Origin of the sequence: Geodermatophilus tzadiensis (genome assembly GCF_003002915.1) — a bacterium.
GTDB classification, from domain to species: Bacteria; Actinomycetota; Actinomycetes; order Mycobacteriales; family Geodermatophilaceae; genus Geodermatophilus; species Geodermatophilus tzadiensis.
The window spans coordinates 138,998-164,924 of the sequence record NZ_PVTG01000007.1; the positions used below are offsets into that span (position 1 = coordinate 138,998).

Here is a 25,927-nt window from a genome sequence, read left to right on the forward strand (position 1 = left end):
GTTGCGCGGTCGGGTCACTGGGGGATCCCGACCCGCCGCTCGCCGCTGCGGAGCTGCTGGATGACGACGGCGACGACGAGCAAGGTGCCCTTCGCGACGTTCTGCCAGAAGGGGTTGACGCCGAGGAGGGTCATGCCGTTGATGAGCACGCCGAGCAGCAGCACGGCCAACAGGGTGCTGATGATGCTGCCCTTGCCGCCCTTGAGGGCGGTGCCACCGAGCGCGGCGGCGGTGATCGCCTCCAGCTCCAGGCCTTCGCTGCCGGAGATGGGCTGGCCGGAGCCGGTACGGGCGGTGATGAGGACGCCGGCGATGCCGGCGACCATGCCCGCGAGGGCGAAGATCGCGAGGATGTAGCGGTTGATGTTGATCCCGGCCAGGCGGGCGGCTGCGTCGTTGCCACCGAGGGCGTAGATCTTCCGGCCGATGTCGGTGTACTTGAGCATGACGTGCAGCAGGCCCGCGACGAGCAGCAGGACCCAGATCAGCGTGGGGATGCCGAGGATCGAGCCGCGGGCCAGGAAGATGAAGATCGGGTCGCTCCCGGTGTAGCCCTGGGCACGACCATTGCTGATCAGCTGCGCGATGCCCTTGAAGGCCGCGAGGGTGGCGAGGGTGGCGATGACCGGGTTCACCCGCCCGTAGACGATGATCGCGCCGTTGACCAGGCCGCAGAGCAGTCCGATCAGCACGGCGCCGGCCAGCCCGAGGACGGCCGTCGACCCCGTGGCGGTGAAGATCATGGCCGACGCGACCGAGGCCAGTCCCGCGACGGATCCCACGGAGATGTCCAGTCCGCCGGCGATGATCACGACCGTCTGGACGACCGCGAGCAGGCCGGAGATGGCCACGGCGGTGCCGATGACGATCAGGTTCGAACCGCGGAAGAAGTCGGCGTTCTGGGAGCCGATCACCAGGATGACGAGGGCCAGGGCGATCAGCAGGCTGACGTTGGTCACGCCGACCGCCTCGAGGACGCGGTGCAGCGGTGAGGGGCGCCTCGCGCTGGGCGTCGTCGCGTCGGCGGCCGCCGTGCTCGTCTGGGCGGGAAGGGGGGCGCGGGTACCGGTCACCGGGAGGCTCCTTCTGCTGCGTGGTCGGCGATGGCCAGGGCGAGGATGCGTTCCTCGGTGGCCTCGTCGCGGTCGAGTTCGCCGGCGATCCGGCCGTTCTGCATGACGACGATGCGGTCGGAGAGCCCGAGCACCTCGGGCAGCTCCGACGAGATGACGAGCAGGGCCACGCCGCTGGCGGCGAGCTCGTCGATGATCGCGTAGATCTCCGCCTTCGCGCCGACGTCGACGCCCCGGGTGGGCTCGTCGAGGATCAGGACGTCCGGGCGGCGGGCCAGCCAGCGGGCCAGCACGACCTTCTGCTGGTTGCCACCGGAGAGCTTGCGGATCTGCTGTTCCGGGCTGGGAGTGCGCACCCGGAGTTGCTCCACGTACCGGTCGACCAGCTCCCGCTCCGCTCGCGCTCTGACGAAGCGCAGCCGGGAGAGCCGGTCGAGCACCGCGAGGGAGAGGTTGTCCCGCACGGTGCGGTGCATCAGGAGCGCGTCGGCCTTGCGCTCCTCGGGCGCGAAGCCGATGCCGGCGGCGACGGCGTCGCCGGGGGTGCGCAACCGCAGGGGCCGGCCGTTGACCACGACCTGGCCGCCGCGCAGCGGCACGTCGCCGACCACGGCGCGGGCGAGTTCCGAGCGCCCGGCACCGACCAGTCCGGCGAGGCCGACGACCTCGCCGGCGTGCACGACCAGGTCGACGTCGGAGACGTCGTCGCTGGTCACGCCGCGCAGCTCCAGCACCGGTCGGCGGGACTCCGTGGAGGCCACGGGTTGGTCGGCCGCCCCGGTGTGCCTCCGCTGGAACATGGAGGAGAGGTCGCGGCCGACCATCATGCGGACCAGTTCCTCCTCGTCGGTCTCCGCGGCCGGACGGACGCCGATCAGCCGCCCGTCGCGGAGCACGGCGATGCGGTCGGCCAGCTCGAAGATCTCCTTCATCCGGTGCGACACGTAGACGATCGCCACGCCGCTCTCCCGGAGTTCCCGGATCAGGCGGAAGAGGGACTCGGTCTCGGCGTCGGACAGCGACGACGTCGGCTCGTCGAAGGCGAGCACCGCGGTGTCGCTGGTCAGCGCCCGCAGGATCTCGATGAGCTGACGCTGCGCGGCGGACAGCCGGCTGCCGAGGGTGTCGGGGTCGATGGCGCCGGTGAAGCCGGTCCGCTCGAGGTCTGCGCGGACCCGCTCGCGCAGCGCCCGGCGGTTGAACCGGCGAGCCGTGGCGGGCAGCCGGCCGATGTAGACGTTCTCGGCCACCGAGACGTGCGGGACGATCTCGGGCTCCTGGTAGATGACGCGGACCCCGGCGGCCATGGCGTCGGCCGGCGAGGAGAAGGTCACCGGTTCCCCGTGCATCCGGAGGGTCCCCGTGTCCGGCGGCTGGTCCCCGGAGAGGATCTTCAGCAGGGTCGACTTCCCGGCCCCGTTCTCACCCATGAGGGCCAGGACCTCGCCGGGTCGGATCTCCAGGGTCACGTCGGTGAGCGCATGCACGCCGGCGAAGGACTTGCCGATCCCCTCGGCGACCAGCGTCGGGGGTGTGGAGGTGGTGGTCACGTGCTCTCCCTGCCCGGTGCGAGCGGGTGGACGGTGGGTGGGCTGGTGGAGGGGGTGGGACCCGGCAGCGCCCGGGAGGTCGGGCGCCGCCGGGAACCGGTCAGGTGCAGACGACGCCGGCATCCTCGTAGTTGTCGGCGGTGACGATCTCCGTGTTCGCGAACGTCTCGGCGGGCAGGTCCTCGCCGTCCTGCAGCGCCTGCACCATCTCCTCGACGGCGGTGCGGCCCACCTCGGCGCCGGAGATGAACAGCGCCGACCTCATGCCGGTCGCCTCACCGGCCGCCCACGGCTTGCAGGCGAGGTAGGCACCGAGCCCGACGCCGTTGATGTCGTCGGGAGACACGCCGCTGTTCTGCAGGGCGGTCACGACCCCGTCGACGTTCTCGTCGTTGCAGCCCCAGACGATCCAGTGCTTCACACCCGGGTTGGCGGTGATCACGGCACCGGCCTCGTCCTGGGCACCAGTGGCGGAGTTGTCGGTCCCGACGTCGATGACCTCGACCTCGCCGCCGCCGTTCGCCTCGAAGGTGCTCCTGGCCCCCTGCACGCGGTCGGCGCAGACCGACAGGTCCTGCTTGTAGGCCGAGATGACGCGCGTGTCCGCCGCGTTCCAGCCGGACTCGGTGAACAGGCGGGCGGCTTCCTCGCCGACTGCCTCGCCCATCTGGGTGCCGTTGAAGCCGACGAACGGCACGGCGTTGCCGGAGCCGTCCTCGATGCTGTCGTCACTCGCCAGCAGCGGCACGCCCGCGTTGGTCGCCGCCTGGGCGACGGTGGGCCCGATCTGCTGGTCGGGGACGACGATGATGATCCCGTCCACTCCGCGGGCGACCTCGGTGTCGATCGCGCTGATGGCCTTGTTCGCGTCCGTACCGACGTCGACGACGTCGAGCTCCACGCCGAGCTCGTCGGCCGCCTCCTGGGCGCCCTGCGCCTGGTCGACGAAGTACTGCTGATCGCCCTGCTTCTGGATGTAGGCGATGCGCAGCGCGCCGTCGTCGGAACCACCGCCAGAACCGCCACCGGAGCCGGCCTCCTGGCCGGAGGAGCACGCGGACAGGACTGTCGCCAGTGCCAGGCCGGCGACGACCGAGGCGCGCGCCAGGGGGCGGCGCCGGGTTGAGGACAGCATCTTCACTCCATCTCCGAGCCTGCGGCCCAGGTCACAACGTTTATGCTATTTTCATACCAATGCGTGCGGCGGAGTGTCAACTACGCCACACTGAGTCGGCCTCCGTCCCGAGCAGGACCGGAGGCGTGGTCCGGCGCCGGCAGAGTGCAGAGGGGACGGTTCGTGAAGATCACCCGCCTGGAGACGTTCCTCGTCCCACCCCGCTGGCTGTTCTTGCGCGTGGAGACCGACGAGGGAGTGGTGGGCTGGGGCGAGCCGGTCGTCGAGGGCCGCGCGCACACGGTGGCGGCCGCTGTCGACGAGCTGGCCGACGACCTCGTCGGCGCGGACGCATCCCGCATCGAGGACCTGTGGCAGACGATGACCCGCGGTGGCTTCTACCGCGGCGGCCCGATCCTCTCCAGTGCCGTCGCCGGTATCGACCAGGCCCTGTGGGACATCAAGGGCAAGGCGCTCGGTGTCCCGGTGCACGACCTCCTGGGCGGGCCGGTGCGCGATCGCGTGCGGATGTACGGCTGGGTCGGCGGGGACGAGCCCGCCGAGGTCGCGGCCGGGGCGGCCGAACGGGTGGCGGCGGGGTACACGGCCGTGAAGATGAACGCCGGCGGTCGCCTGCGCTCACTGGAGTCCGTGAGCGAGATCCGGGCCGTCGTCGACCGCGTGGCCGCGGTGCGGGAGGTGCTCGGTCCGGATCGAGACGTCGCCGTCGACTTCCACGGCCGGGTCTCCCCCGCCCTCGCTCGCGTGCTCTGCCAGGAGCTCGAGCCGCTGCGGCCGCTGTTCGTCGAGGAGCCCGTAGTACCCGAGCTCCTCAGCGAGCTGTCGCGGATCTGTGCCTCGACGACGGTGCCGATCGCGACCGGGGAGCGGCTGTACTCGCGGTGGGACTTCCGCACGGCGCTCGACAGCGGGATCGCCGTCGTCCAGCCGGACCTGTCCCACGCCGGCGGGATCTCCGAGTGCCGGCGCATCGCCGCGCTCGCCGAGACCTACGGCGTGGCCCTCGCACCCCACTGCCCCCTGGGGCCGATCGCGCTGGCGGCCTGCCTGCAGGTGGACCTGGCCAGCCCCAACGCGCTGATCCAGGAGACCAGCCTCGGCATCCACTACAACGTCGGCGCCGACACCCTCGACCACCTGCTCGACCCGTCGGTGTTCGAGTTGCGGGACGGCTTCGTCGAACGGTTGACCGCCCCGGGCCTGGGGATCGAGGTGGACGAGCAAGCGGTGCGCACCGCGGCGGCCACGGGCCACCGGTGGCGGTCCCCCGTCTGGCGGCACGCCGACGGCAGCCTCGCCGAGTGGTGAGCCGTCCGTCAGGCGATCCCACCGACTCCTCACCTGGCCAGTCCGAGCAGGCAGGCGGCGGCGCCTCCGCGGATGGCGTCGGTGGTGGCGACGTCGAGACCGGCCGCCTCCAGCCGACCGACGGGGTCCTCGACGCCCGTGTCGCGGGGGAGGTCGCTGCCCAGCGTCACCTGGATGGGACGCATGACGTCGACGAGGTGGTGCAGCTGACCGGGCGGGTGGACGAGCGAGTCGACGCCGGTGCACCGCGGCAGCTGCTCGGTGGTGTGCGCGTCCGGCCGGCCTGACCATGCATGGTCGGCGCGCACGACGTAGCCGGCGAGGTAGCCGCTGTCGCACGCCGACCGGATCCGCAGCCGCGGATGGCGCTCGAGCAGGCCGGCGAAGACGGTTCGCAACAGCGCCAGCGCCGCCCCGGTCGGGTGCCCGACCGAATGGGACGAGTTGTGGGCGTCCAGTCGCTCCCCCAGCGCCCAGCCCTCCGGGTGGATGAGCACCGCGGTGTCCAGCTCCTCGGCGGCGGCCCAGGAGTCGGCCACAGTCGGATCGTCGAGCTCGACCCCCGGCCCGGCCGGGGTGGAGATGCGCTCCCCGCGCACTCCGTGTCCGCGCAGCGCGGGCTCGAGTTGTTCCACAGCCGGCTCCGATCTCCAGTCGTCCTCCGGTGACCGCCGGCGGGCATCGCAGACCGCCGGCGGTCGAGGGCAGGTGGCTCGGGTCAGGCCGACGCGCGGTCCCGGACGGGGTCGACCGCCAGGGCGAAGACCAGCCCACCGAGTGCGAGCACGAGCCCGAAGACGAGGAAGGATGCGGTGTAGCCGCTCCCCGGGGCGGCCCCGGTGTCGATGAGACGACCGGCGATGAGCGGACTGATGACGCCGGCTGCTGCGGACGCCACCGTGATCATGGCCAGCGCACCGGCTCGGTGGGCCGCCTCGAACAGTTCCGACACGACCGGGAAGGTGACGGTGTTGACCGTGACCGAGAAGCCGTAGCCGAGGATGACTGCGGCGACCGCTACGACGGGCGCGTCCAGTAGCGGGATCGCGGCGAGCACGAGACCTGACGCCAGGAGGCAGATGCCGCCGACCCGACCGCGGCCGACTCGCGCAGGGGCGCCGCGGCGCATGATCCGGTCGCCCAGTCCGCCGATGAGGAACAGTGCACCGAGCCCGGCGACGCTGGGGAGTGCGAACAGCGTGCCGGAGGCGGCAGCGGAGAAGCCGAGCGCGTTCTGGAAGTAGGACGGCAGCCAGGTGAAGACGACCGCGGCCAGTGCGCCCTGGGCGAAGGTGGCGAACAGGCAGGCGAGCATGGTCGGGGTGAGCAGCCCGCGCATCCAGCTGCGATCGCTGCGCGCCGGAGCGGTCGGGTCGGTGCCGGCGTGCGGGCCCGTCCGACCGAGGAAGTACCACACGGTCAGCCACACCAGGGCAACGACACCGATGGCGACGAACCCGATCCGCCAGCCGAGAGTGACCACCAGCAGGGAGATGACCGGCAAGAGGGCGATCTTGGAGAACGACGCGCCGCTGGTGATGATGGCGGCGGGTAGGCCGCGTCGGCTGGCAGGGAACCAGGAGTAGGCGGCGGTGTGAGCCAGCGGTACGGCCGGGCCCTCGGCGGTACCGACCACGACCCGGCTCGCGATGAGCATCAGGGCGCCCCCTGCCAGGGCTGCTGGGATCTGACCGAGGGTGATCAACGCGCCACAGCCCAGGAGCACCGCACGGGTCGACACCCGACGCCCGGACAGCGCGATCGCCAGGCAACTGACCATGGTGAGGAGATAGGTCGCGCTGCTGATCAGCCCGTAGGTCGTCGCGGACATGCCGAACTCGGTGCGGATGGGAGTGGCGACCAGGCCGAGCAGGCCCTTGTCCAGGAACACCAGGACGTGCGCGCCGGCGGCGGCGGCGGTCACCGCCCAGGGCATCCATGCTCGGCCGGTGTCGGTGGTGCCGTCCGCAGGAGGACGGCTCAGGTCGGTCGTCATCGGGTACTCCTCATCGAGAGCCACGGGTCCGGGTCATCCCGGCCACGGATTGAGTGCGGTGCGAGCTGGTGCGCGAGCAGGACTGCTCAGGGCGAAGGCGCGAGCAGGACTGCTCAGGGCGAAGGCGCGAGCTGCGCGCCGCCGCACACGTGCAGGACCTCGCCGGTGATGAAGCCGGCTCCGGGCGAGGCCAGGAAGCCGACTGCTCCGGCGATGTCGTCCGGAGTGGCGAATCGCCCCATCGGGGTCATCGCCAGGTGCTTGGCCTCGAAGGCCGCGTACTCGGCTTCGGTGCGTCCAGTCCGGGTGAACGGTGTGGCGACCATGCTCGGAGCGACCGCGTTGACGGTCACGCCCAGCGGCGCGAACTCCAGGGCCAGCGAGCGGGTCAGTCCCACGACCCCCGCCTTGGACGTCACGTAGGCCACCGGCCCCCCCGAGAGCCAGGTACGCGAGGTGATGTTGACGACCCGCCCACCGGTGCCGGTGCTACGCCACAGGCCCGCGGCGGCCCGACACAACGCGGTCGGTCCCCAGACGTTGACCGCCATCACGCGCTCCCAGGTCTCCCGCTGCAAGGAGTCCAGCTCGCGAGGCGCGGTGACCGCGGCGTTGTTGACCACGACGTCGATGCGGCCGAACCGCTCACCCACGTCGTTGACGAACGCCTCGACCGAGGCGTCGTCGGCCACGTCGAGCTCGTGGGCCTGTGCACGGTCGATGCGGTCGGCCTGCGTGCGGGCGCCGTCGACGTCGCGGTCGGCCAGCAGCACCACGTCGGCCGACGCGCTCAGGTGGGCCCCGATGGCCGCGCCGAGCCCGCCGGCGCCGCCGGTGACCACGGCGACCCGCTCGGCCCTCATGCCGTCACCATCGCGGGCTCTGCCCGGTCCAGGACCTCGAGTCCTCGACGCAGCGCCTCGACCGGAGCGAGGTCGGCAGTGAAGTCCTCGAGCGAGAGCCAGCCTCGGTAGCCGCCGCGGTGCAGTGCCCGGCGCAGGGCGACGACGTCGAGCAGGCCGTCGTCCATCGGAGACCACTGCAAGACCCAGGGGACACCGGGCTCGGAGGGAACGTAACGGGCGTTCTTGACGTGTACGTGTGCCAGGTGGGCGCCCAGGAGCTCGATCGCGGTGTCGTGGTCCTCGTACCCCTCCACCAGCAGGTTCCCGGCGTCGTAGATCGCACCGATCAGAGCGGGGTCAGCCCCGTCGAGGATCCGGGCGGTCAGCGAAGCGCTCGGGCAGATCGAGCGCTGGTGCAGCTCGAGCAGCGCCCGCACCCCGTGTCGCGAGGTGATCCTCTCCAGCTCGTCGACGAACCGACGGGCGGCCTGTGCCTGCTCCGACCACGCCGTCCCATCGCGCCACGGCGCCCGGAAACGGAACCAGCCGACGCCGGCCTCAGCCGCGGCGGCGGCTGCGCGACGAGCAGTCGCCACGTCGCCGGTGTCGACATAGGTGTCCAGGCCGACGACCTCGAGCCCGGCCCGGCGACACCGTTCCACGGTTCTGGCGACGTCCTCGAAACGCAGGGTGCACCGGTTGTCGGTGAAGACGTCGGACCCTGCACCCGGCCCACGATCGTCGACCCGCCACTCGATCCCGGTCGCACCCGAGCGCAGGACCGTCTCGATCGCTTCCTCCGGGGTGTGCCCGAAGAGCATGATCGAGCACACGCCCAGAGGGTTCACGGTCACGTCACCGTCGTTGTCAGCCACGTCACAAGTGAACGGTGGCGCCCGTCGCCCCGTCCAAGACCAGGTACGACACCCTGGCCATACCCGCTGGGCATGGCCCGCCCGTGCGACGACACTGGAGCGGTGGAGCTCCGCCACATGCGCTACGTCCTGGCCGTCGCCCGTCACGGGTCCTTCGGCAGGGCAGCGGAGGCGTTGCTGATCGCCCAGCCCTCGCTCAGCCGTCAGGTCCGTGACGTCGAGAAGGAGCTGGGCGAAGAACTGTTCGTTCGCGGAGCGAGCGGGGCCACGGTCACCGCGGCCGGGCGGGTGTTCGTCGCTCACGCTCGGCAGGTGGTGGCCATGGCAGATTCGATCGGGGAGGTGGTGCGGGCCGAGACGCCGCCGCGCGAGCTCGTCCAGATCGGTCTACCCCCCGGTCTGTCGACCGAGTGGACGTCCGAGGTCGCGCGCGGACTGCTGCGCCACGTTCCCGGCGCTGACGTGCGATTCGTCGAGGCCGGGAGCGCCGAGCAACTACGACTGCTCACCCAGGGGCGCTTGGACGTGGCCGTGGTCCATCAGCTCCCGCCGGCTGACACCTGGTCCGCCCTGCTCGCGAGCGACCCACTGGGTGTTGCCGTGCGCCCGGACCACCCGCTCGCCAGCGCCGCCTCCTACCGGCTCGCCGACCTCGACCAGCTGCGGGTCCTGGTCCACTCCCGCGACCAGATCCCCACCCAACAGGACGGGATACTGGCCGCCGCGAGTTCGTCCGGCATCAGCCCGGTGTGGATCTTCGCCCGGTTCGTCGAGCACTCGCGGGCCTGCGCCGAGGCCGCGGAGGCCGACGCGGTGCTGGTGAGCTCGCACACCGCGGTGCGGCAGCTGCCCGACTGGGCGTGGCGTCCGGTCCAGGACCTCGGCCAGCCCATGAACACCTGGGTGGTCCGGCGCAACGACGCCCGCGACGTCGTCGCGTTGGTGATCGGCGTGGTCAGGGCGTCCAGAACTCGACCGGATGCCGAGTCCCAGCGCGAGGACTGACGCGAGCCGGCGTCCTCACACGAGACTCAACCGGCACGCCGGTCCACCACGCGGTCGTCCACACGGCGGGGTCGCCCTCGACATGGACGTCGCGAGCACGAGCGAGCTCGACACCCGGATGTCGCACGTCGCCGGGGATGTCTCGTGACCCACCGCTGATGCTCGAGCAGCAGTGATCCGCGCTGGGGTCGCTGCGTCAGACTGCCAGGTGTGGCGATGATCGTGCTGGTCGGTTTCATGGGAGCGGGCAAGACGACGGTCGGGCACGTCCTGGCCGAGCGGCTGGGCACGCCCTTCGTCGACAGTGACGTCTACATCGAGCAGCAACTCGGCCGCAGCATCGTCGACGTCTTCGCCGCTGAGGGAGAAGAGCACTTCCGGGAGATCGAGCACCGGTCGATCAACGAGTTGGTCCGTGGCTCCGACGCGGTCCTGGCGCTCGGCGGCGGCGCCCTGGGGGATCCGCGGACACGAGCCATCCTGCGCAAGACCACCGTCGTGTACCTACGGGTCGACTACGACGAGGCCCTGTCGAGAGTCCACCAGGACCTGTTCCGCCCCATGCTGCAGCGCGCCGATCTCGACCAGACCTACTCACGGCGCCTGCAGGCCTATGCCGAGGTCGCAGCGATACAGGTGGACACGAACGGACGCCGTCCCGACGCCGTCGCCCTCGACGTCCTGAGGGAGCTCACCCGCCTGCCCAGCACTCCACCGGGGACCTCCAACATCCTCGTGACTCCCGTCGGCGGCACCTACTACGCGCATGTCGGCAGGCAACTGCTCGACCTGGCGGGCACCTTGTTGCCCACCTCGACGGACATCGAGCAGGCGGTCATCGTGGAATCCGATCGGGACACGAGCACCGCCGACCGCGTGGCCGCAAGCGTCACCGCCCAGGGCATCTCGGTCACACGAGTGCCGGTTCCGGACACGGAGGCGGACAAGGATCTCGCCGCGGTTCGCCATGTCGCCGGTCAGTTGGCCGACGTCGCGCTGCACACGAACGACCTGGTCGTGGCTGTGGGCGGGGAGCCGGTCTGCGACCTCGCCGGATTCGTCGCCGCCACCTTCAACCGAGGCACCCGGCTGGCCCTGGTGCCCACCACGCTCGTCGCCCAGGCCGATTCCGCCATCGGTGGCAAGAACGCGATCAACATGCCCCAGGGGCGCAATCTCATGGGGACGATCCACCAACCCACGGTCGTCATCGCCGACGTCACCACCGCATGTGCCAACGTGGAGCGTGGCTTCCGAGCCGGATTGTCCGAGATCGCCAAACACGCGCTGATCAGCCGGAGCGACCTGCTCCACGTTCTCGAAGAATCATCCGAAGGCGCCTGTTCAGCCGACGTCGACGCTGTGCACCAGCTCGTCAGCCGCAGTCTCGAGATCAAGGCCGACATCGTCAGTCGGGACGAGCGCGCGACCGCGGAGCGGATCGTTCTCAACTACGGCCACACCTTCGGTCACGCGATCGATCTGGTGACAGGGCAAGTGGAGGACCAAGGTCAGTCGGTGTCGCTGGGCATGATGGCCGCCGCCCATCTCGCCCGCCGCCAGGGACGTGTTGGCGACGACGTGGTCGACCGGCACCGGCACCTCCTGTCGAGGCTGGGACTGCCGACCACGGGGCGCTTCGACCTGGAAGCCATGAAACGCGCGTGGCTGCGGGACAAGAAGTACCGGCACGGGGTCCGCTTCGTCGTCCTCAACGGGTTGGGACGAGCCGAGACGGGGGTCACCGCCTCGACCGACATGCTGGCGGACGTGCTGGACGACCTGGCGAGGCGCTGACGCGCGAAGCGGCGACGCCTTCGACCGGTAGCCCACCGCGCTACGACACCGAGCGGCCCCGCTCTCCGTCACCGCCGGACCGGCCACACGGAGCCGCCGCGGACCTCGACGCGGCGCTCGCCGCAGTCCGTCGTGGCCAGCTCAGGGTCGGATGACGGTGACCAGGTGGTGGTCACACCGTCCCGACAAGCCGTCAGGGGCCGTTCCGGATCTCTCCGGACACGGCCCCTGAGCTGCGGTCTCCCGCTGTCGGGCTGACAGGATTTGAACCTGCGACCCCTTGACCCCCAGTCAAGTGCGCTACCAAGCTGCGCTACAGCCCGAGCGCCGGGCGGCTCGCGCCGCCCGATCGCTGCTCCAGCAGGCTACCGCACCCGCTCGCCCGATCTGCGCGGTGGTCAGGCCGGCACGGCGTCCCGGTCGGTGCTGAGCACCTCGCGCAGCCGGGCCGCGAACGCCGCGACGTCGGCCGGCGGGCCGTAGGGCGAGTCGAGGAAGCTGCCGTGGTCGCCGGGGAACACGACCGGCTCGACGCCCAGCGCCGCGGCCACGGCGAGGCCGCCCCGATGCGCGAGCTGCCCGACCGAGCCCTCCCCCACCGCGGGCACGATCCGCGTCGACGAGGCCCGCAGCGCCGCGACCTCGTGCTCGTGCGCGGTGCACGACAGCAGGTTCTGCGCGAGCAGCACGTCGTCCCGGGAGCCGTCGTCGTCGGCCGGCAGGCCGAAGGCGGCGGGGTCGGCGGCCGGCTGCCGGGTGAACTCCTCGGTGAGCGGCCCCTGGTGCATCACCAGCCGGACGAACTCCGCCATCCCGGCGCCGAACCCGCGGCGCCGGTAGGTGTCGTGCACGTGCCGGCAGGCGGCCAGCGCGGCCTCCCGGTCGGGCAGCAGCTGCGACGCCGGCGGCTCGTGCGCGACCAGGGTGCGCACCTGGCCGGGGTGCCGGGCCACCCAGACGAGCGCGTTGACCGCTCCCCCGCTGCTGGCCAGCACGTCCACCGGCCCGCCGCCGACCGCCTCGGCCACCCGCGACAGGTCGTCGGCGTGCTCCTCGGGCGTGGAGGTGGCCGCGCCGTCGGTGCGGCGGCTGCGCTCGGCGCCGCGCGGGTCGTAGGTGACCACCGTGCGGTCGGGGAACTGCGCCGCGAGCGAGCCGAAACCGGAGGCGGCCATCGGCGAGCCGACGAGCAGCAGCGGCGGCCCGTCGCCGGTGCCGGGCCGGACGTCGTAGGTGACGACGGCGCCGGCCGTCTCGAGGGTGTGCGTCTGCGGTGTGGTCATGCACCGGTAGACGCCGGGTGGAGGCGGGACTCATCGGTGCCGAGGTCGACCACCCGCCACCGCTCGTCGAGGGCCGCGGCGTCGTGGGTGACCAGCAGCACGGCGCGGGCGTCGCGGGCCAGCAGGTCGAGCACGCGGGCCGACAGCGCGGGGTCCAGGTGCGCGGTGGGCTCGTCGAGCAGCAGCACGTCGGCCGGGCTGAGCAGCGCGCGGGCCAGCCCGACCCGCGCTCGCTCGCCGGCCGACAGGCGCTCCCCGCCTTCTCCCACCCAGCCGTCCAGCCCGGGTGCGGTGGCCAGGTGCGCGAGCCCGACGTCGTCGAGGACGGCGAGCAGCTCGGCGTCGGTGGCGTCGTGCCGGCCCAGGCGCAGGTTGCCGGCCAGCGTGCCGCCGAGCAGCTGCGGCGCCTGCGCGGCCCAGGCCAGCCGTGACCGGACGCCGTCCAGCGGCAGCTCGCGCAGGTCGGTGCCGCCGAGGGTGACCCGCCCGGCGTCGGGGTCCCGTGCGCGCAGCGCCAGGTCCAGCACGGTGCTCTTGCCCGCGCCGCTGCGTCCGGTCAGCGCCACCTTCGCCCCGTCGGCGACGGCGAGGTCGAGGCCGGCGACGGCCGGCTCCGCGCTGCCCGGGTAGCGCAGCGTGACGCCCTCCAGCCGCAGCGCCGACCCCGGCGGCAGCGGCGCGGGCTCCTGGGGGTCGGTCACCGCGGGCCGCTGCTCCCCCAGCTCCCGCACCCGGCCGGCGGCGGCGCGGATGCCGCCGGCGACGCTCCACGCCACGCCCAGCCCGCCCACGGCCTCGAACGCCCCGAGCACCCCCAGCGCGCACGCCGCCAGCAGCAGCACGTCGGTGGTCCCCGCGGCGACGTCGGTGCCGACCAGCCAGAGCGCCGCGACCAGGCCCAGCCCGGGCACGCCCTCCCGGCACAGCGTCGTGGCCGCGGCCAGCCGGGCGGCGGCCCGCTCGGCCTCCTCCTGCCGGTCGAGGTGGCCCTCCAGCGCGCGCAGCGCCGTCGCGCCGCCGTCCCCGCCGAGGTGGTCGGCCAGGCCGCGCACCAGGTCGAGGGTGTCGGCGGCGACGGCGGCGTCGGCCCGCGCCGCGGCCACCGCGGCGCGCCGTCCGGCCCGGGCCGCGGCGGCCGGCACGGCGACGCCGAGCACCAGCAGCAGCCCGGCGAGCACCAGCGCGGTGGCCGGCGAGACCAGCGCGGTGGACGCCACGGCGACCCCGCCGGCGACGACGGCCAGCCCGGTGGGCACCACCAGCCGGGCGACCACGCCCTGCAGCTCGTCGACGTCGGTGCGCACCCGCGACAGCAGCTGCCCGCCGCGCGCGCCGCTCAGCGCCGCGGGCGCCAGCGGGGTCAGCCGCTCGAGCAGCCGCCCCCGCACCCGGGCCACCAGCCGCAGGGTGACGTCGTGGGTGACCAGCCGCTCGGTGTAGCGCAGCGCGGCGCGGGCGACGCCGAAGAAGCGCACCCCGGTGATCAGCGGCATGAGCACCAGCAGCGTCGAGGGCCGCTGCGACGCGCCGGTGATCAGCGCGCCGGACGTGGCCAGCAGGCCCGCGCCGCACAGCACGGTGAGCGCGCCCAGGACGACCGCCAGCGCCGTCCGCGGGCCGCGCACCAGCCCGAGCAGCTCGCTCACCGGGGCACCGCGGGCAGCGCCAGGGCGCCGTCGGCCAGGGCCACGACCCGGTCGTGCAGCGCGAGCGGGGCGGTCCGGTGGGTGACGGTGACCACGGTGCGCCCGGCCGCAGCCTCCTCGAGCGCCGCCAGCACCGCCTGCTCGGTGGCCTCGTCGAGCTGGCCGGTGGGCTCGTCGAGCACCAGCAGGCCGGCGTCCTTGACCAGCGCGCGGGCCAGCGCCAGGCGCACCCGCTCGCCGCCCGAGAGCCGGGCGGCGTCCTCGCCCAGGGGTGTGTCCGTCCCCTGCGGCAGCCGGCGCACCACCTCGAGCAGGCCGGCCCGCGCCAGTGCCCGCTCCACCTCGGCGGCGGTGGCGTCCGGCCGGCCCAGACGCACGTTGTCGGCGACGCTGCCCGGCAGCAGGAACGGCCGCTCGGGCACGTGCGCCACCCGGGCGCGCCAGGCGGCGGGGTCGAGCTCGGTCAGCGGCACGCCGTCGACGAGCACGGCGCCCTCGTCGGGGACGGCGAAGCCGAGCAGCAGCCGCACCAGGCTGGTCTTGCCCGCCCCGCTCGGGCCGACGAGCGCGGTGCGCGACAGCGGCGGCAGGTCGAGGTCGACGCCGTCGAGGGCCGCCCGCCCGCCGTGGCGCAGGGTGACGCCGCGCAGCGTCACGGCCGGCACGCCGGCGGGCACCGGGCGGCTGCCGGAGGCCGGCTCGGGGGCGTCGAGCAGCGCGAACACCCGCTCGGCCGCCGGCTCCCCCTCCAGGCCGGCGTGCCGGTCGGCGCCCAGGGCGCGCAGCGGCGCGAAGAACTCCGGCGTCAGCAGCAGCACCAGCAGCGCCCGCTGCAGGGTCAGCTGCCCCTCGAAGAGCCGCACGCCGACGGTGACCGCGACCAGCGCCGTGCACAGGACCGCGCCGAACTCGAGCACGAAGCCGGACAGGAACGCGGTGCGCAGCACCCGCATCGTGCTGACCCGGTGGGCCTCGCTGACGTCGGTGAGCCAGCGCGCGCTCGACCGCGCCCGCCCGTAGGCCACCAGCGTGGGCAGCACCCGCAGCGTGTCGGCCAGCGACGCCCCGAGCCGGGCCAGCGTCTCCCACTGGGCGCGCGCGGCGCGGGCGGCCAGCGTGCCGGTCAGCCACAGGAACAGCAGCACCAGCGGGCCGGTGAGCAGCAGGATCAGCGCCGACGCGGGGTCGAGCACCAGCACGGTCGCGGCCACCAGCGGCGGGACGACGGCGGCCGCCGTCGCCCCGGGCAGCAGCCGGCCGACGACGCCGTCGAGCCGGCCGACCCCCTCGGTGACCGTGGTGACCAGCTCGCCGTCCTGCTGCGCGCCGGCGTGCGCGGGACCGAGGGCGACCAGCTTGCGCAGCAGCGCCCCGCGCAGCCGGCGGCGGACCCGCGCCGAGGTGCGGGCCACCGCCCGGTCGCGGACGGCGAGCACCCCGGCCCGCGCCAGCCAGGCCGCCGCCACCCCGCCGAGGGAGCCGGCGAGCGCGGCGGGTCGCGCGCCGTCGACGACCGCGGCCACGAAGGCGGCGACCAGCGCCCACTGCACCACCAGCAGCGCCCAGGTGAGCACGCCGGCGACCGCGCACAGCACCACCGAGCGGCGGACGCCGGGCACCGTGAGCAGCCGCCCGGCCGGGCCCCGGGGCATCAGTAGCCGTGCTTGAGCGAGCCCTCGTCGGGGCGGACGCGCTCACGGAAGACGTAGTAGTTCCAGATCTGGTAGCCGATGATCAGCGGCAGGAAGATCCCGCCCACCCAGGTCATCAGCACCAGCGTGTAGTGCTGGCTGGCCGTCTCCTCCAGCGTCAGGCCGAAGTCGGGGTCGAGCGTGGAGGGCAGCACCTCGCCGCGGGTGAACAGCGCGATGAACACCGTGACGGTGGCGAACAGGATGGTCAGGCCGCTCATCGTGAAGGCGAGGGTGTCGCGGCGGCGGGACAGCGCCAGCCAGATGCTGGCCAGGGTGAGGAACGCCGCGACCGGGAAGAACCAGGGCAGCACGCCGAAGCTCTCGAACAGGCCCTCGGTCACGTAGCCCATGACGACGAACCCGACGACCGCCACCGTGGCCAGCGCGCCCCAGCGCAGCGCGGCCCGGCGGGCGCGGTCGTAGAGCACGGTGTCGGTGTGCAGGCGCAGCAGCAGGAAGTTGGCGCCGTGCAGCATGAACAGCAGCAGCGTCGTCGCCCCGCCGAGCAGCGAGAACGGCGTGAACATCTCCAGCAGCCCGCCCTGCACCCGCCCCTCGCGGCCCACCGGCATGCCCTCGATGAGCTTGGCCATGATGACGCCCCACAGGAACGAGGGGACGACGCTGCCGGCGAAGGACATCCAGTCCCAGAACGCGCGCCACCGCTCGCTGTCGACCTGGTTGCGGTACTCGAAGGAGACCCCGCGCAGCAGCAGCGCCAGCAGGATGGCGACGAACAGCGGGTACATGCCACTGAACACCGCGCCGTACCAGACGGGGAAGGTGGAGAACATCAGCCCGGCGGCGGCGATCACCCACACCTCGTTGCCGTCCCAGAACGGCCCGATGGTGCCGGTCAGCGCCCGCTCCTCGGCCTCGGTGCGGGCGAGCGTGGGCCGCAGGATGTCGACGCCGAAGTCGAAGCCCTCGAGGAAGAAGTAGAGGGTGAAGGTGAGCGCGATCAGCCAGAACCACAGGGTGACCAGGTCCACCGTCAGTTCCTCCTCTCGTACCCCTGCAGGCCCACACCCTCGTAGTCCGGCGCGGGCGCGGCCACCAGCTGCGCCTCGGGCTTGCGGTGGATGCCGGCGCGCGCGGTGACGCTGAGCAGGTAGACGTCCAGCCCGATGAGCGCCAGGTACACCACCCACAGCCCGATCAGCCCGGCGAGCACCTCGCCGAAGGTGTTGGGGCTGACGCCCTCCTCCACCGTCAGCAGCCCGTAGACCATGAACGGCTGGCGGCCCATCTCGGTGACAATCCAGCCGGTGAAGTTGGCGATCCACGGCAGCGGGATGAACAGCACCAGCGCCCGGAGGAACCAGCGGGTCCCGTCCAGGCCGCGCCTGCGCCGCCACCAGAGGAACAGGCCCAGGAACGCCGTGGCCAGCAGCAGCGAGCCGATGCCGACCATGATCCGGAACGACCAGTACACCCAGGTCACGGGCGGGATGTAGTCGCCCTCGCCGTAGAGCTCCTGGTACTCCTCGTTGAGCGGGATGAGCCCCTCGTAGCGGCCCTCGAAGCTGTTGTAGGCCAGCACCGACCCGACGATGGGGATCTCGATGTTGAACGAGTTCTCCTGCGCCTCCTCGTCGATGAACGCGACCAGCGACCACGGCGCCGGGGAGTCCGACGTCTCCCACTGGGCCTCCATCGCCGCGAACTTCATCGGCTGGTCCTCGCGCGCCACCTGCGCCTCGGTGTGCCCGCTGACGACGGAGAACACGGTGCCGATGGCGGCGAAGACCAGGCCGATGCGCAGCGAGGCGGAGTAGACGTCGGTGTCCTGCCGGCGCAGCAGGTGGAAGGCGCTGATACCGAGCACGAAGAAGGCGGCGACCACCCAGGCGCTGCCCTGCACGTGGGCGAAGTACAGCCAGGCCTTGTAGTTGAAGACGACGGCACCGAAGTCGGTGAGCCGGGCCTGGCCCTCGACGACCTCGTAGCCCACGGGGTGGTGCATCCAGGCGTTGGCCAGCACGATCCAGAACGCGCTGATCTGCGTGCCGATGGCGACCAGCCAGATGCTGCCCAGCCGCATCCAGGGCCTGAGCCGGTCCTTGCCGAACCACCACAGCCCGATGAAGGTGCTCTCCAGGAAGAACGCCATGAGCACCTCGAGCGCCAGCGGGACGCCGAAGATGTTGCCGACGAAGTCGGAGTACTCGCTCCAGTTCATCCCGAACTGGAACTCCTGCACGATCCCGGTGACCACGCCGACGGCGAAGTTGATGAGGAAGAGGTGACCGAAGAAGTTGGTCATCTTCTCGTAGACGTGCCGCCGGTCCTCGCGGACGTAGGCGATCGTCTCCATCACCGCGATGAGGAAGGCCAGTCCCACGGTCAGCGAGACGAAGAAGAAGTGGAAGATGCTGGTCGAGGCGAACTGGAACCTGCTGAGCTCGACCACGTCCACGTGCGCACCACCTCGTCCGGGAGCCCGGCAGGGGACGCGCGGGGCTGGCGCGGCGGCCGGGCGCCCTCAGGGTTGCACGCAACTAGCTGACCTGCACCGCGAGCGGGAGCGGCCCCGCGAGCGGGGCGGCAGGCCGCGGGGCCGGAGCCGTGCCAGGCTCCCGGGATGGCCTTCGACCTGCACCGCGCCGACGGCGAGGTGATCCGCTACGAGGACGGCGCCCGCTTCAGCTTCACCGCCACCGGGCACCTCGTCGTCTACGACACCCGCGGCAACAAGACGCTCTACAGCCACCACAGCTGGGACCGCATCGAGGAGCCCGTGCCCCCGCCGCGGACCTGACCGGGCGGCTCAGCGCCGCCCGGCGGGCACCGGCGCCGCCTCGACGAGGAACCGGCCGAGGAAGCCGGTCAGCTCCTCGTGCGCGTCGAGGGGCAGCACGGCCGCGACGTGCTGGTCGGGGCGGACGACGACCACGCACCCGGCGTCGCGGTCGATGCCGCGCGCGTCGAAGACGTCGCCGGCCCGGGCGTCGGGGCAGAACGCCTTCTCGTGGTCGACCAGGCCGAGCCGGCCCTTCCGGGGCAGCAGCACCGGGGGCAGCGCGTCGACGGCCAGCTCGCGGTGGTGCTGCTGGAAGACCGCGCGGACGTCGAGGACGGAGTCGGGGTCGGCGCCGGGCGGGGTGAACCGGACGAGCGGGGACGCCGCCGACCCGAGGTGGTCGAGCAGCTGGCGGGCCCGCGACCCCGGGGCGGTGGGCGCGGGCCGGTCGGCGAAGACGTAGAGGCGCCAGGCGCCGTCGGCCCGGGCGACGTGCCCGAGGTGCAGCGGCCGCGCGTCGGCGAGCCGGACCACCGGCGCGGAGTGGAAGCGCATGCCCACCGGGAAGCCGCCGGCCAGGTGCTGGTGGGCGGCCCCGGCGGTGATCATCGACGGGGCGTACCGGGTGGCCACGCCGGCGGTGAAGCGGCCCTGCTGCACGAAGTACCGCTGGAACTCCGCCGGGTCGACGCCGTGGCCGTCGGCGTCGCCGGACTCCCGCGGCGGGGCGCTGAACATGCGGGCGAACTCGCGGTCGAAGTCGATGAGCTCCCGGGCGACCGCCTGCCGCTCGGCGGTGTAGGTGTGCAGCAGCTCGGGGCGGGCGGTCCCGCGCAGGACGGCGGCGAGCTTCCAGCCGAGGTTCCACGCGTCGGCCATGGAGACGTTCATCCCCTGGCCGGCCTTGGCGCTGTGCGTGTGGCAGGCGTCGCCGGCGATGAGGACGCGGGGCGTGCGGGTGGCCACCTCGGCGGCCGGGACGTCGTCGAACCGGTCGCACAGCCGCTGGCCGATCTCGTAGACCGACCACCAGGCCACCTCGCGCACGTCGAGGGTGTAGGGGTGCAGCACCCGGTTGGCGACCTCGGTGAGCTTCTCCGGGGTGACGCCGCGGGTCTCGAGCACCTCCCGGTCGTGGACGGCGTCGAGCTCGACGTAGAGCCGCACCAGGTAGCCGCCCTCGCGCGGGATGACCAGCAGGTTGCCCTGGTTGGCCGAGTGGATCGCGCACTTGAGCCGGATGTCGGGGAAGTCGGTGACCGCCAGGACGTCCATCACGCCCCAGGAGGAGTTCATGGGGTCGCCGACCAGCTCGCGGCCGATCGCGGCCCGGACGCTGCTGCGCGCCCCGTCGCAGCCGACGACGTAGCGGGCGCGGACGGTCGACGTCTCCCCGGTCGGGCGGCCGCCGCGGACGTGCTCGACGGTGACCGTCACCGGGTGGTCGGCCGTGCCGCCGGTGTCCACCCGCAGGTCGCGCACCTGCAGCCCGTACCGCGGCTCCAGCCGGGCGGCCGACCGCGCCATGTGCTCCCGGAGCAGGTCGAGCATCCGCGCCTGGTTGACGATGACGTGCGGGAACTCCGACAGCCCGTCCTCGGTGTCCTGCACCCGCCCGGTCCGCACGATCCGGCTCCGGTCGGCCGGGTCGGGCCGCCAGAAGGCGACCTCGTTGACCCAGTACGCCTCGTCCAGCAGGGGCCCGGCCAGGCCGAACGCCTCGAACACCTCCACGGTGCGGCAGGCGACCCCGTCGGCCTGGCCGACCGCGAGCGGGCCGTCCCGGCGGTCGACCACCACGGTCGCGATCTCGGGGAAGGCGGCCAGCTGCGCGGCCAGCACCAGGCCGGCCGGTCCGGTGCCGACGACGAGCACGTCGGCCTCCGCCGGCAGGCCCTCCGGCCGGGCCGCCACCGCGGGGTGCGGCTCCTGCCGGCGCGGGTCGCCGGTCCGGTAGCCGTCCAGGTGGAACTGCACGTCCTCGCCTCCCGTCCGCGCCGGGCGCCCGCGACGTCAGCCGCGGGGGCGCTCGCGACCCTCCCGGACCTTGACCGAGATGTCGATGGGCGTCCCGGCGAAGCCGAAGCGCTCGCGCAGCTTGCGCTCGAGGAAGCGCCGGTAGCCGGCCTCGAGGAAGCCGGTGGAGAAGACGACGAACCGCGGCGGCCGGACGTCGGCCTGCGTCACGTACTTGATCTTCGGGGCGCGGCCGCCGCGCGCCGGGGGCGGCGTCTCCTGCACCAGCTGGCGCACGTAGGCGTTGAGCTCCGCCGTCGGCACCCGGGTCTCCCAGGAGGCGATGGCGGCGCGCAGGTGGTCGGCCAGCCGGCCGACGCCGCGGCCGCTGGCCGCCGAGATGTTCACCCGGCTGGCCCACCTGACGCGGGCGAGGTCGCGCTCGACCTCCTTCTCCAGCTGGGCGTGCCGGTCCTCGTCGAGGGTGTCCCACTTGTTGATCGCGATGACCAGCGCGCGGCCGGCCTCCACCACCTGGGTGATCACCCGCTGGTCCTGCTCGCTGATGACCTCGTCGGCGGCGAGCAGCACGACGGCCACCTCCGCGGCCTGGATCGCGGCCTCGGTGCGCAGGCTGGCGTAGTACTCGGTGCCGCTGGCGGTGTTGACCTTGCGGCGCAGGCCGGCGGTGTCGACGAAGCGCCACTCCTCCCCGCCCAGCGTGATGATCGAGTCGACCGGGTCCACGGTGGTGCCCGCGACGGAGTCGACGACCGAGCGCTCCTCCTTGGCCAGCCGGTTGAGCAGGCTGGACTTGCCCACGTTGGGCCGCCCGACCAGCGCCACCCGCCGCGGGCCGCCCTCCTCCGGCTCCCCGCGCGGCGCCTCGGGCAGCGCGTCGAGCACCAGGTCGAGCAGGTCGCCCGAGCCGCGGCCGTGCAGCGCGCTCACCGGCTGCGGCTCGCCGAGGCCCAGCGACCACAGCTCGGCCGCGTTGGCCTCGCTGCGCTCGTCGTCGACCTTGTTCGCCACGACGATGACCGGCTGCTCGCTGCGCCGCAGGATCCGCGCGGCGGCCAGGTCGGTGTCGGTCGCCCCGACCGTGCTGTCGACGACGAGCACGATCACGTCGGCGGTGCGCATCGCGTGCTCGGCCTGCCGGCTGATCGACGCGCCCAGCCCCTCGGCCCGGGGGTCCCAGCCACCGGTGTCGGTGACGGTGAACCGCCGGCCGTTCCACAGCGCCTCGTAGGAGATGCGGTCGCGGGTCACGCCCGGGACGTCCTGCACCACCGCCGCGCGGCGGCCCAGGATCCGGTTCACCAGCGTCGACTTGCCCACGTTGGGCCGGCCGACGATCGCCACCACCGGCAGCGGGCCGCCGGTGCCCTCCTCGGTCACGACCGCACCTCCACTGCCGAGCGGGCCAGCTCCACCACGCGGTCCACCACCTGTTCCCGACCGAGGTCGGTGCTGTCGACGACCACCGCGTCGGCGGCCGGCCGCAGCGGGCTGTCCGCGCGGCTGCTGTCGTACTCGTCCCGGCGGCGCAGGTCGGCGGCGAGCTCCGCGACCTCCTCCGGCGTGGTGAGCCCCAGCTGGTCGGCCCGCCGCTGCGCGCGCGCCTCCGGCGCCGCGGTCAGGTACACCTTCACGGTCGCGTCGGGCAGCACCACGGTGCCGATGTCGCGGCCCTCGACGACGACGGCGTCGGCCGCGGCCACCAGCGAGCGCTGCTGGTCGACCAGCTGCCGCCGCACCGCGGGCACCGCCGAGACCGCGGAGACGGCACGGGTCACCTCGGCGCCGCGGATGCGCACCGCGACGTCGGTGCCGTCCACCTCCACCCGCTCGGTGTCGGCCTGCGTCCCCACCTCGATGCGCGCGCCCGCCACCACCCGGGCCACCGCCTCGGCGTCCTCGGGGTCGACCCCGGCGTCGAGGACCGCGACCGTGGCGGCGCGGTACATGGCGCCGGTGTCGAGGTAGGCCGCGCCCAGCCGGGCCGCGACCGCGCGCGCGACGCTGGACTTGCCCGTCCCCGACGGCCCGTCGAGGGTCACCTGCCCCCGGAACCCGCTCACTGCGCTGTCGCTGCGCGCAGTGGTCTCCGCTCGCTGGCGCGCGCTCACTGCGCTGTCACCGCGCGCAGTGGTCTCCGCTCGCTGGCGCTCGCTCACTGCGCGATGTCCCGTCGCAGCGCCACGGCACCCCGCAGGTACACGTGCTGGATCTCGGTGCGCGGCCGGTCGGTCTCCACGTGCGCCATCAGCCGCAGCACCCGCGGCAGCGCGTGCGGGACGCCGATCTCGGTGGCGCACATCAGCGGGACGTCGCCCATGCCCAGCTCCCGGGCGGCCAGCGCGGGGAACTCCGACACCAGGTCGGGGGTCGCGGTGAACAGGATGCTGATGATGTCGTCGAGGTCGAGGCCGTTGCGCTCGACGACGGTGCTCACCAGCTCGCGGGTGGCCTCGAGCACCTGGTCGCGGTCGTCGGCGTCCACCTGTGTCGCGCCCCGGATGGCCCGTACGGCCACTGCACCCTCCTCGGTCGGTCCCGGCTCCCGTCCCTGGGTGCCCGGTCGAGTCTAGGTACCCCGCGCCAGCGCCCTCCCCCGTGGCAGCCTTCCGCGCCGGGGAGCCCCCCATGGGGGCACCGAGACCTAGTGCCCTGGGCGGTTCCGGACGGATTCGTCACGGTAACGGGGTGAGTCGAGACGAGGCCCACGGCCGAGCCACTGCCCGTCGAGCAGGCGTCACCGGGACGCCTGCGGACCGGACCCGTCCGGGGCGGGCGGTGTGCACCGTGCGGACCGACCGCACCGCCGGCACCGTCCGGGTCCGCGGCCACCTGGACGGGGTGGGCGCCGAGGCGCTGTGCCGGGTCGTCGACGCGCTCCGGCAGCTCGGCCACCGGCAGGTGGTCGTCGACCTGGGGTCGGCGACCGTCACCGACGACGCCCGCGCGCTCCTCACCGCCTCGGCCTGACCGGCCGACCGCGGCGCCGGGCCGCGGAGAGGTCAGAGCGGGCGGATGCCCCAGGTGGCCGTCGTCGACTCCCCCGGCTCCAGCCGGCGGACGCCCGTGCCGGTGCGGAACGCGTCGGGCGGGCAGGTCATCGGCTCCACCGCCAGGCCGTGGCGGCGCCGGGCGGCGGGCTCGACCACGTCACCGGTGAACACCTGCAGCCAGCCGTAGGAGGCGTCCAGCCAGAGGACGGCGCCGCGGCCGCTCGCGTCCACCAGCCGCACCTCGGCCACCCCGTCGGCGTCCCGCGCGAGGTCGGTGAGGCAGTCGTCCAGGCGCAGGCCGCCGATCCGGCGGCCGGTCCGCAGGTCGTACGGCGTCCCCTCGACCGGCTCGGTGCCCACGGGCAGCAGCCGGTCGTCGGGGGTGACGCGGGTGGCGGCCGGCACGGTGAGCGTGCAGTCGTCGAGCAGCCCCTCCCCCGCGGCGAGGTAGGGGTGGTGGCCCTCGCCGTAGGGCAGCGCGCGGTCACCCTCGTTGGTCGCGGTGGTGGTCACCCGCAGCCCCTCGGCCGACAGCTCGTAGCCGACCCGCAGCCGCAGCGCGAACGGGTAGCCCGGCTGCGGGTGCAGAAGGTGCTCGAGCACCACCGAGTCGTCGCTGCGGGCCAGCACCCGCCAGGCGACGAAGCGCACCAGACCGTGGATCGCCGTCCCCCGCTCCGGCTCGGTCACCGGGGTGCGCAGCTCCCGCCCGTCCCACGACCAGACGCCGTCGCCGAGCCGGTTGGGCCACGGCGCGAGCACGTGCCCGCGGACGTCGGGCGCCATCTCGTCGGCGGCGTAGCCGTCGAGCACAGCGCGGCCGCCCGCGGAGTAGGTGCGCAGGCCGCCGCCCACCTCGACGACGACGGCCTCCGCGTCGCCGGCGCGCAGGACGTGCTGCTCACCGGTGGGCAGCACGCTCACCCGAGGCGCTCGCCGTCGGCGGCGGAGAACAGGTGCACGTGACCCGGGCGCGGGCTGACGTGGACCACGTCGCCCTTCTGCGGCGGACGGCGGCCGTCGACCCGCACCGTCACGGTGGCCTGCTCCCCGTCGAGGGTGGCGTGGCCGTAGACGTAGGCGTCGGCACCGAGCTCCTCGACGACGTCGACCTCCACCGCCAGGCCGTGCTCGGCCAGCTCCAGGTCCTCGGGTCGCACGCCGAGCACCACGCGGTCGCCCCCGGCGCGGCCGAGGACCTCGCGCTCCACCGGGTGGACGGCGTCGCCGAGGAGCACCCCGCCGTCGACCACCGGCAGCTCCACGAGGTTCATCGCCGGCGACCCGATGAAGCCCGCGACGAACACGTTGCGCGGCCGGTCGTAGAGCTCGCGGGGCCGGCCGGCCTGCATGAGCAGCCCGTCCTTGAGCACCGCCACCCGGTCGCCCATGGTCATCGCCTCGACCTGGTCGTGGGTGACGTAGACGGTGGTGGTGCCCAGGCGCCGCTGCAGCGCGGCGATCTGGGTGCGGGTCTGCACCCGCAGCTTGGCGTCGAGGTTGGACAGCGGCTCGTCCATGAGGAACACCTGCGGCCGGCGGACGATCGCCCGGCCCATCGCCACGCGCTGCCGCTGCCCGCCGGACAGCGCCTTGGGCTTGCGGTCGAGGTACTGCTCGAGGTCGAGCAGCCGGGCCGCCTCGTCCACCCGCTCGCGGATCTCGGCCTTGCCCACCTTGGCCATCCGCAGCGCGAAGCCCATGTTGTCGGCCACGGTCATGTGCGGGTACAGCGCGTAGTTCTGGAAGACCATCGCGATGTCGCGGTCCTTGGCCGGCAGGTCGGTGACGTCGCGGTCGCCGATGAGGATCTTCCCGCCGTCGACCTCCTCCAGACCGGCCAGCATCCGCAGCGACGTGGACTTGCCGCACCCGGACGGGCCGACCAGGACGAGGAACTCGCCGTCCTCGACCTGCAGGTCCAGCGCGTCGACGGCGGGCCGGTCGGCGCCGGCGTAGCGGCGGGTCGCCGACTCGTAGGTGACGGTGGCCATGGTGGTTCTCCTC

At 73.4% G+C, this 25,927-nt stretch carries 23 protein-coding genes, 1 tRNA gene and 1 pseudogene; 5 read left to right on the forward strand and 20 right to left on the reverse strand.

Annotated features, from left to right (window positions below; translation table 11 throughout):
- Positions 1–14: 14 nt before the first annotated feature.
- From LY71_RS11360 to LY71_RS11370, 4 genes and pseudogenes are all read right to left on the reverse strand, one after another.
- Positions 15–1,073, reverse strand: coding sequence for an ABC transporter permease (locus LY71_RS11360; RefSeq protein ID WP_211297276.1), 1,059 nt, complete (start codon positions 1,071–1,073; stop codon positions 15–17).
- Positions 1,070–2,005, reverse strand: coding sequence for a sugar ABC transporter ATP-binding protein (locus LY71_RS24685; protein WP_425433028.1), 936 nt, complete (start codon positions 2,003–2,005; stop codon positions 1,070–1,072). The genes LY71_RS11360 and LY71_RS24685 overlap by 4 nt, the downstream gene beginning before the upstream one ends.
- Before the next feature lie 102 nt (positions 2,006–2,107).
- Positions 2,108–2,539, reverse strand: a pseudogene (locus LY71_RS24690) (ATP-binding cassette domain-containing protein); the annotation flags it as partial.
- Between the two features lie 184 nt (positions 2,540–2,723).
- Positions 2,724–3,758: an arabinose ABC transporter substrate-binding protein gene (locus tag LY71_RS11370; protein WP_091367441.1), complete on the reverse strand. Its 1,035-nt coding sequence runs from the start codon at positions 3,756–3,758 to the stop codon at positions 2,724–2,726.
- Positions 3,759–3,920: 162 nt separating this feature from the next.
- Between LY71_RS11370 and dgoD the strand changes: the two genes are divergently transcribed.
- Positions 3,921–5,066: a galactonate dehydratase gene (gene dgoD / locus LY71_RS11375; protein ID WP_106277461.1), complete on the forward strand. Its 1,146-nt coding sequence runs from the start codon at positions 3,921–3,923 to the stop codon at positions 5,064–5,066.
- A 29-nt stretch (positions 5,067–5,095) separates the two neighbouring features.
- Here dgoD and LY71_RS23455 read toward each other — a convergent pair whose 3' ends face one another.
- The 4 genes from LY71_RS23455 to LY71_RS11395 form a co-directional block, all read right to left on the reverse strand.
- A complete protein-coding gene (locus LY71_RS23455) occupies positions 5,096–5,701 on the reverse strand; it encodes an amidohydrolase family protein (protein ID WP_170121315.1) in 606 nt (201 codons plus the stop codon).
- Between the two features lie 83 nt (positions 5,702–5,784).
- Positions 5,785–7,062: an MFS transporter gene (locus LY71_RS11385; protein ID WP_106277464.1), complete on the reverse strand. Its 1,278-nt coding sequence runs from the start codon at positions 7,060–7,062 to the stop codon at positions 5,785–5,787.
- Positions 7,063–7,175: 113 nt separating this feature from the next.
- The gene (locus LY71_RS11390; protein WP_106277466.1) at positions 7,176–7,925 is read right to left on the reverse strand and encodes an SDR family NAD(P)-dependent oxidoreductase; all 750 of its coding nucleotides are present in this window, start codon (positions 7,923–7,925) and stop codon (positions 7,176–7,178) included.
- The gene (locus LY71_RS11395) at positions 7,922–8,782 is read right to left on the reverse strand and encodes a sugar phosphate isomerase/epimerase family protein (protein WP_146146115.1); all 861 of its coding nucleotides are present in this window, start codon (positions 8,780–8,782) and stop codon (positions 7,922–7,924) included. Before LY71_RS11395 ends, LY71_RS11390 begins: the two co-directional genes overlap by 4 nt.
- 117 nt (positions 8,783–8,899) lie before the next feature.
- On the opposite strand from LY71_RS11395, the gene LY71_RS11400 reads away from it, so the two are divergent.
- Together LY71_RS11400 and LY71_RS11405 are read left to right on the forward strand one after the other, a co-directional pair.
- Positions 8,900–9,787 (forward strand): LysR family transcriptional regulator, encoded by an 888-nt coding sequence (locus LY71_RS11400; RefSeq protein ID WP_211297278.1) that lies wholly within the window; start codon positions 8,900–8,902, stop codon positions 9,785–9,787.
- Positions 9,788–10,003: 216 nt separating this feature from the next.
- Positions 10,004–11,584, forward strand: a complete 1,581-nt coding sequence (locus tag LY71_RS11405; protein WP_106277472.1) for a bifunctional shikimate kinase/3-dehydroquinate synthase — start codon at positions 10,004–10,006, stop codon at positions 11,582–11,584.
- Positions 11,585–11,833: 249 nt separating this feature from the next.
- Here LY71_RS11405 and LY71_RS11410 read toward each other — a convergent pair.
- The 6 genes from LY71_RS11410 to LY71_RS11435 form a co-directional block, all read right to left on the reverse strand.
- Positions 11,834–11,907 (reverse strand) — tRNA-Pro (locus LY71_RS11410).
- 75 nt (positions 11,908–11,982) lie between these two features.
- On the reverse strand, positions 11,983–12,867 hold the full coding sequence (locus LY71_RS11415) for an alpha/beta fold hydrolase (RefSeq protein ID WP_106277474.1): 885 nt from the start codon (positions 12,865–12,867) through the stop codon (positions 11,983–11,985).
- On the reverse strand, positions 12,864–14,513 hold the full coding sequence (gene cydC, locus LY71_RS11420; RefSeq protein WP_106277476.1) for a thiol reductant ABC exporter subunit CydC: 1,650 nt from the start codon (positions 14,511–14,513) through the stop codon (positions 12,864–12,866). Before cydC ends, LY71_RS11415 begins: the two co-directional genes overlap by 4 nt.
- Positions 14,510–16,165, reverse strand: coding sequence for a thiol reductant ABC exporter subunit CydD (cydD, locus tag LY71_RS11425; protein WP_106277478.1), 1,656 nt, complete (start codon positions 16,163–16,165; stop codon positions 14,510–14,512). Before cydD ends, cydC begins: the two co-directional genes overlap by 4 nt.
- A complete protein-coding gene (gene cydB, locus LY71_RS11430) occupies positions 16,165–17,199 on the reverse strand; it encodes a cytochrome d ubiquinol oxidase subunit II (RefSeq protein ID WP_106277480.1) in 1,035 nt (344 codons plus the stop codon). The genes cydD and cydB overlap by 1 nt, the downstream gene beginning before the upstream one ends.
- 2 nt (positions 17,200–17,201) lie before the next feature.
- Positions 17,202–18,626, reverse strand: a complete 1,425-nt coding sequence (locus tag LY71_RS11435) for a cytochrome ubiquinol oxidase subunit I (RefSeq protein WP_106277482.1) — start codon at positions 18,624–18,626, stop codon at positions 17,202–17,204.
- A 165-nt stretch (positions 18,627–18,791) separates the two neighbouring features.
- Here LY71_RS11435 and LY71_RS23460 point away from each other — a divergent pair, with 165 nt between their 5' ends.
- Positions 18,792–18,968 carry a hypothetical protein gene (locus LY71_RS23460; RefSeq protein WP_169063827.1) on the forward strand — a complete coding sequence of 59 codons (177 nt, stop codon included), beginning with the start codon at positions 18,792–18,794 and terminating at the stop codon, positions 18,966–18,968.
- Between the two features lie 9 nt (positions 18,969–18,977).
- Here LY71_RS23460 and LY71_RS11440 read toward each other — a convergent pair whose 3' ends face one another.
- The 4 genes from LY71_RS11440 to aroH all read right to left on the reverse strand — a co-directional run bounded on the left by LY71_RS11440 (position 18,978) and on the right by aroH (position 23,445).
- Positions 18,978–20,927 carry an FAD-binding monooxygenase gene (locus tag LY71_RS11440; protein WP_106277484.1) on the reverse strand — a complete coding sequence of 650 codons (1,950 nt, stop codon included), beginning with the start codon at positions 20,925–20,927 and terminating at the stop codon, positions 18,978–18,980.
- A gap of 36 nt (positions 20,928–20,963) precedes the next feature.
- Positions 20,964–22,307, reverse strand: coding sequence for a ribosome biogenesis GTPase Der (gene der / locus LY71_RS11445; protein ID WP_106277486.1), 1,344 nt, complete (start codon positions 22,305–22,307; stop codon positions 20,964–20,966).
- Entirely contained in the window at positions 22,304–22,990 is a 687-nt protein-coding gene (gene cmk, locus LY71_RS11450) for a (d)CMP kinase (RefSeq protein WP_106277488.1), read from the reverse strand. Before cmk ends, der begins: the two co-directional genes overlap by 4 nt.
- Before the next feature lie 92 nt (positions 22,991–23,082).
- Complete coding sequence (gene aroH / locus LY71_RS11455) at positions 23,083–23,445, reverse strand: chorismate mutase (protein WP_106277490.1); 363 nt, start codon at positions 23,443–23,445, stop codon at positions 23,083–23,085.
- Between the two features lie 269 nt (positions 23,446–23,714).
- Between aroH and LY71_RS11460 the strand changes: the two genes are divergently transcribed.
- Positions 23,715–23,897 carry a hypothetical protein gene (locus LY71_RS11460; RefSeq protein WP_146146117.1) on the forward strand — a complete coding sequence of 61 codons (183 nt, stop codon included), beginning with the start codon at positions 23,715–23,717 and terminating at the stop codon, positions 23,895–23,897.
- Positions 23,898–23,929: 32 nt separating this feature from the next.
- Here the strand turns inward: LY71_RS11460 and LY71_RS11465 are convergent, their stop codons facing one another.
- Together LY71_RS11465 and LY71_RS11470 are read right to left on the reverse strand one after the other, a co-directional pair.
- Positions 23,930–24,844, reverse strand: a complete 915-nt coding sequence (locus LY71_RS11465; protein WP_106277494.1) for an aldose 1-epimerase family protein — start codon at positions 24,842–24,844, stop codon at positions 23,930–23,932.
- Positions 24,841–25,914, reverse strand: coding sequence for an ABC transporter ATP-binding protein (locus LY71_RS11470; protein WP_106277496.1), 1,074 nt, complete (start codon positions 25,912–25,914; stop codon positions 24,841–24,843). The genes LY71_RS11465 and LY71_RS11470 overlap by 4 nt, the downstream gene beginning before the upstream one ends.
- Positions 25,915–25,927 lie beyond the last annotated feature (13 nt).

Excerpts from the sequence above, each read along its gene's own strand:
- LY71_RS24685 (WP_425433028.1), bottom strand. The coding sequence starts at position 2,005 with ATGAAGGAGATCTTCGAGCTGGCCGACCGCATCGCCGTGCTCCGCGAC.
- LY71_RS11370 (WP_091367441.1), bottom strand. The coding sequence starts at position 3,758 with ATGCTGTCCTCAACCCGGCGCCGCCCCCTGGCGCGCGCCTCGGTCGTC.
- LY71_RS11385 (WP_106277464.1), bottom strand. The coding sequence starts at position 7,062 with ATGACGACCGACCTGAGCCGTCCTCCTGCGGACGGCACCACCGACACC.
- LY71_RS11390 (WP_106277466.1), bottom strand. The coding sequence starts at position 7,925 with ATGAGGGCCGAGCGGGTCGCCGTGGTCACCGGCGGCGCCGGCGGGCTC.
- LY71_RS11400 (WP_211297278.1), top strand. The coding sequence starts at position 8,900 with ATGCGCTACGTCCTGGCCGTCGCCCGTCACGGGTCCTTCGGCAGGGCA.
- LY71_RS11405 (WP_106277472.1), top strand. The coding sequence starts at position 10,004 with ATGATCGTGCTGGTCGGTTTCATGGGAGCGGGCAAGACGACGGTCGGG.
- LY71_RS11415 (WP_106277474.1), bottom strand. The coding sequence starts at position 12,867 with ATGACCACACCGCAGACGCACACCCTCGAGACGGCCGGCGCCGTCGTC.
- cydD (WP_106277478.1), bottom strand. The coding sequence starts at position 16,165 with ATGCCCCGGGGCCCGGCCGGGCGGCTGCTCACGGTGCCCGGCGTCCGC.
- LY71_RS23460 (WP_169063827.1), top strand. The coding sequence starts at position 18,792 with ATGGCCTTCGACCTGCACCGCGCCGACGGCGAGGTGATCCGCTACGAG.
- LY71_RS11470 (WP_106277496.1), bottom strand. The coding sequence starts at position 25,914 with ATGGCCACCGTCACCTACGAGTCGGCGACCCGCCGCTACGCCGGCGCC.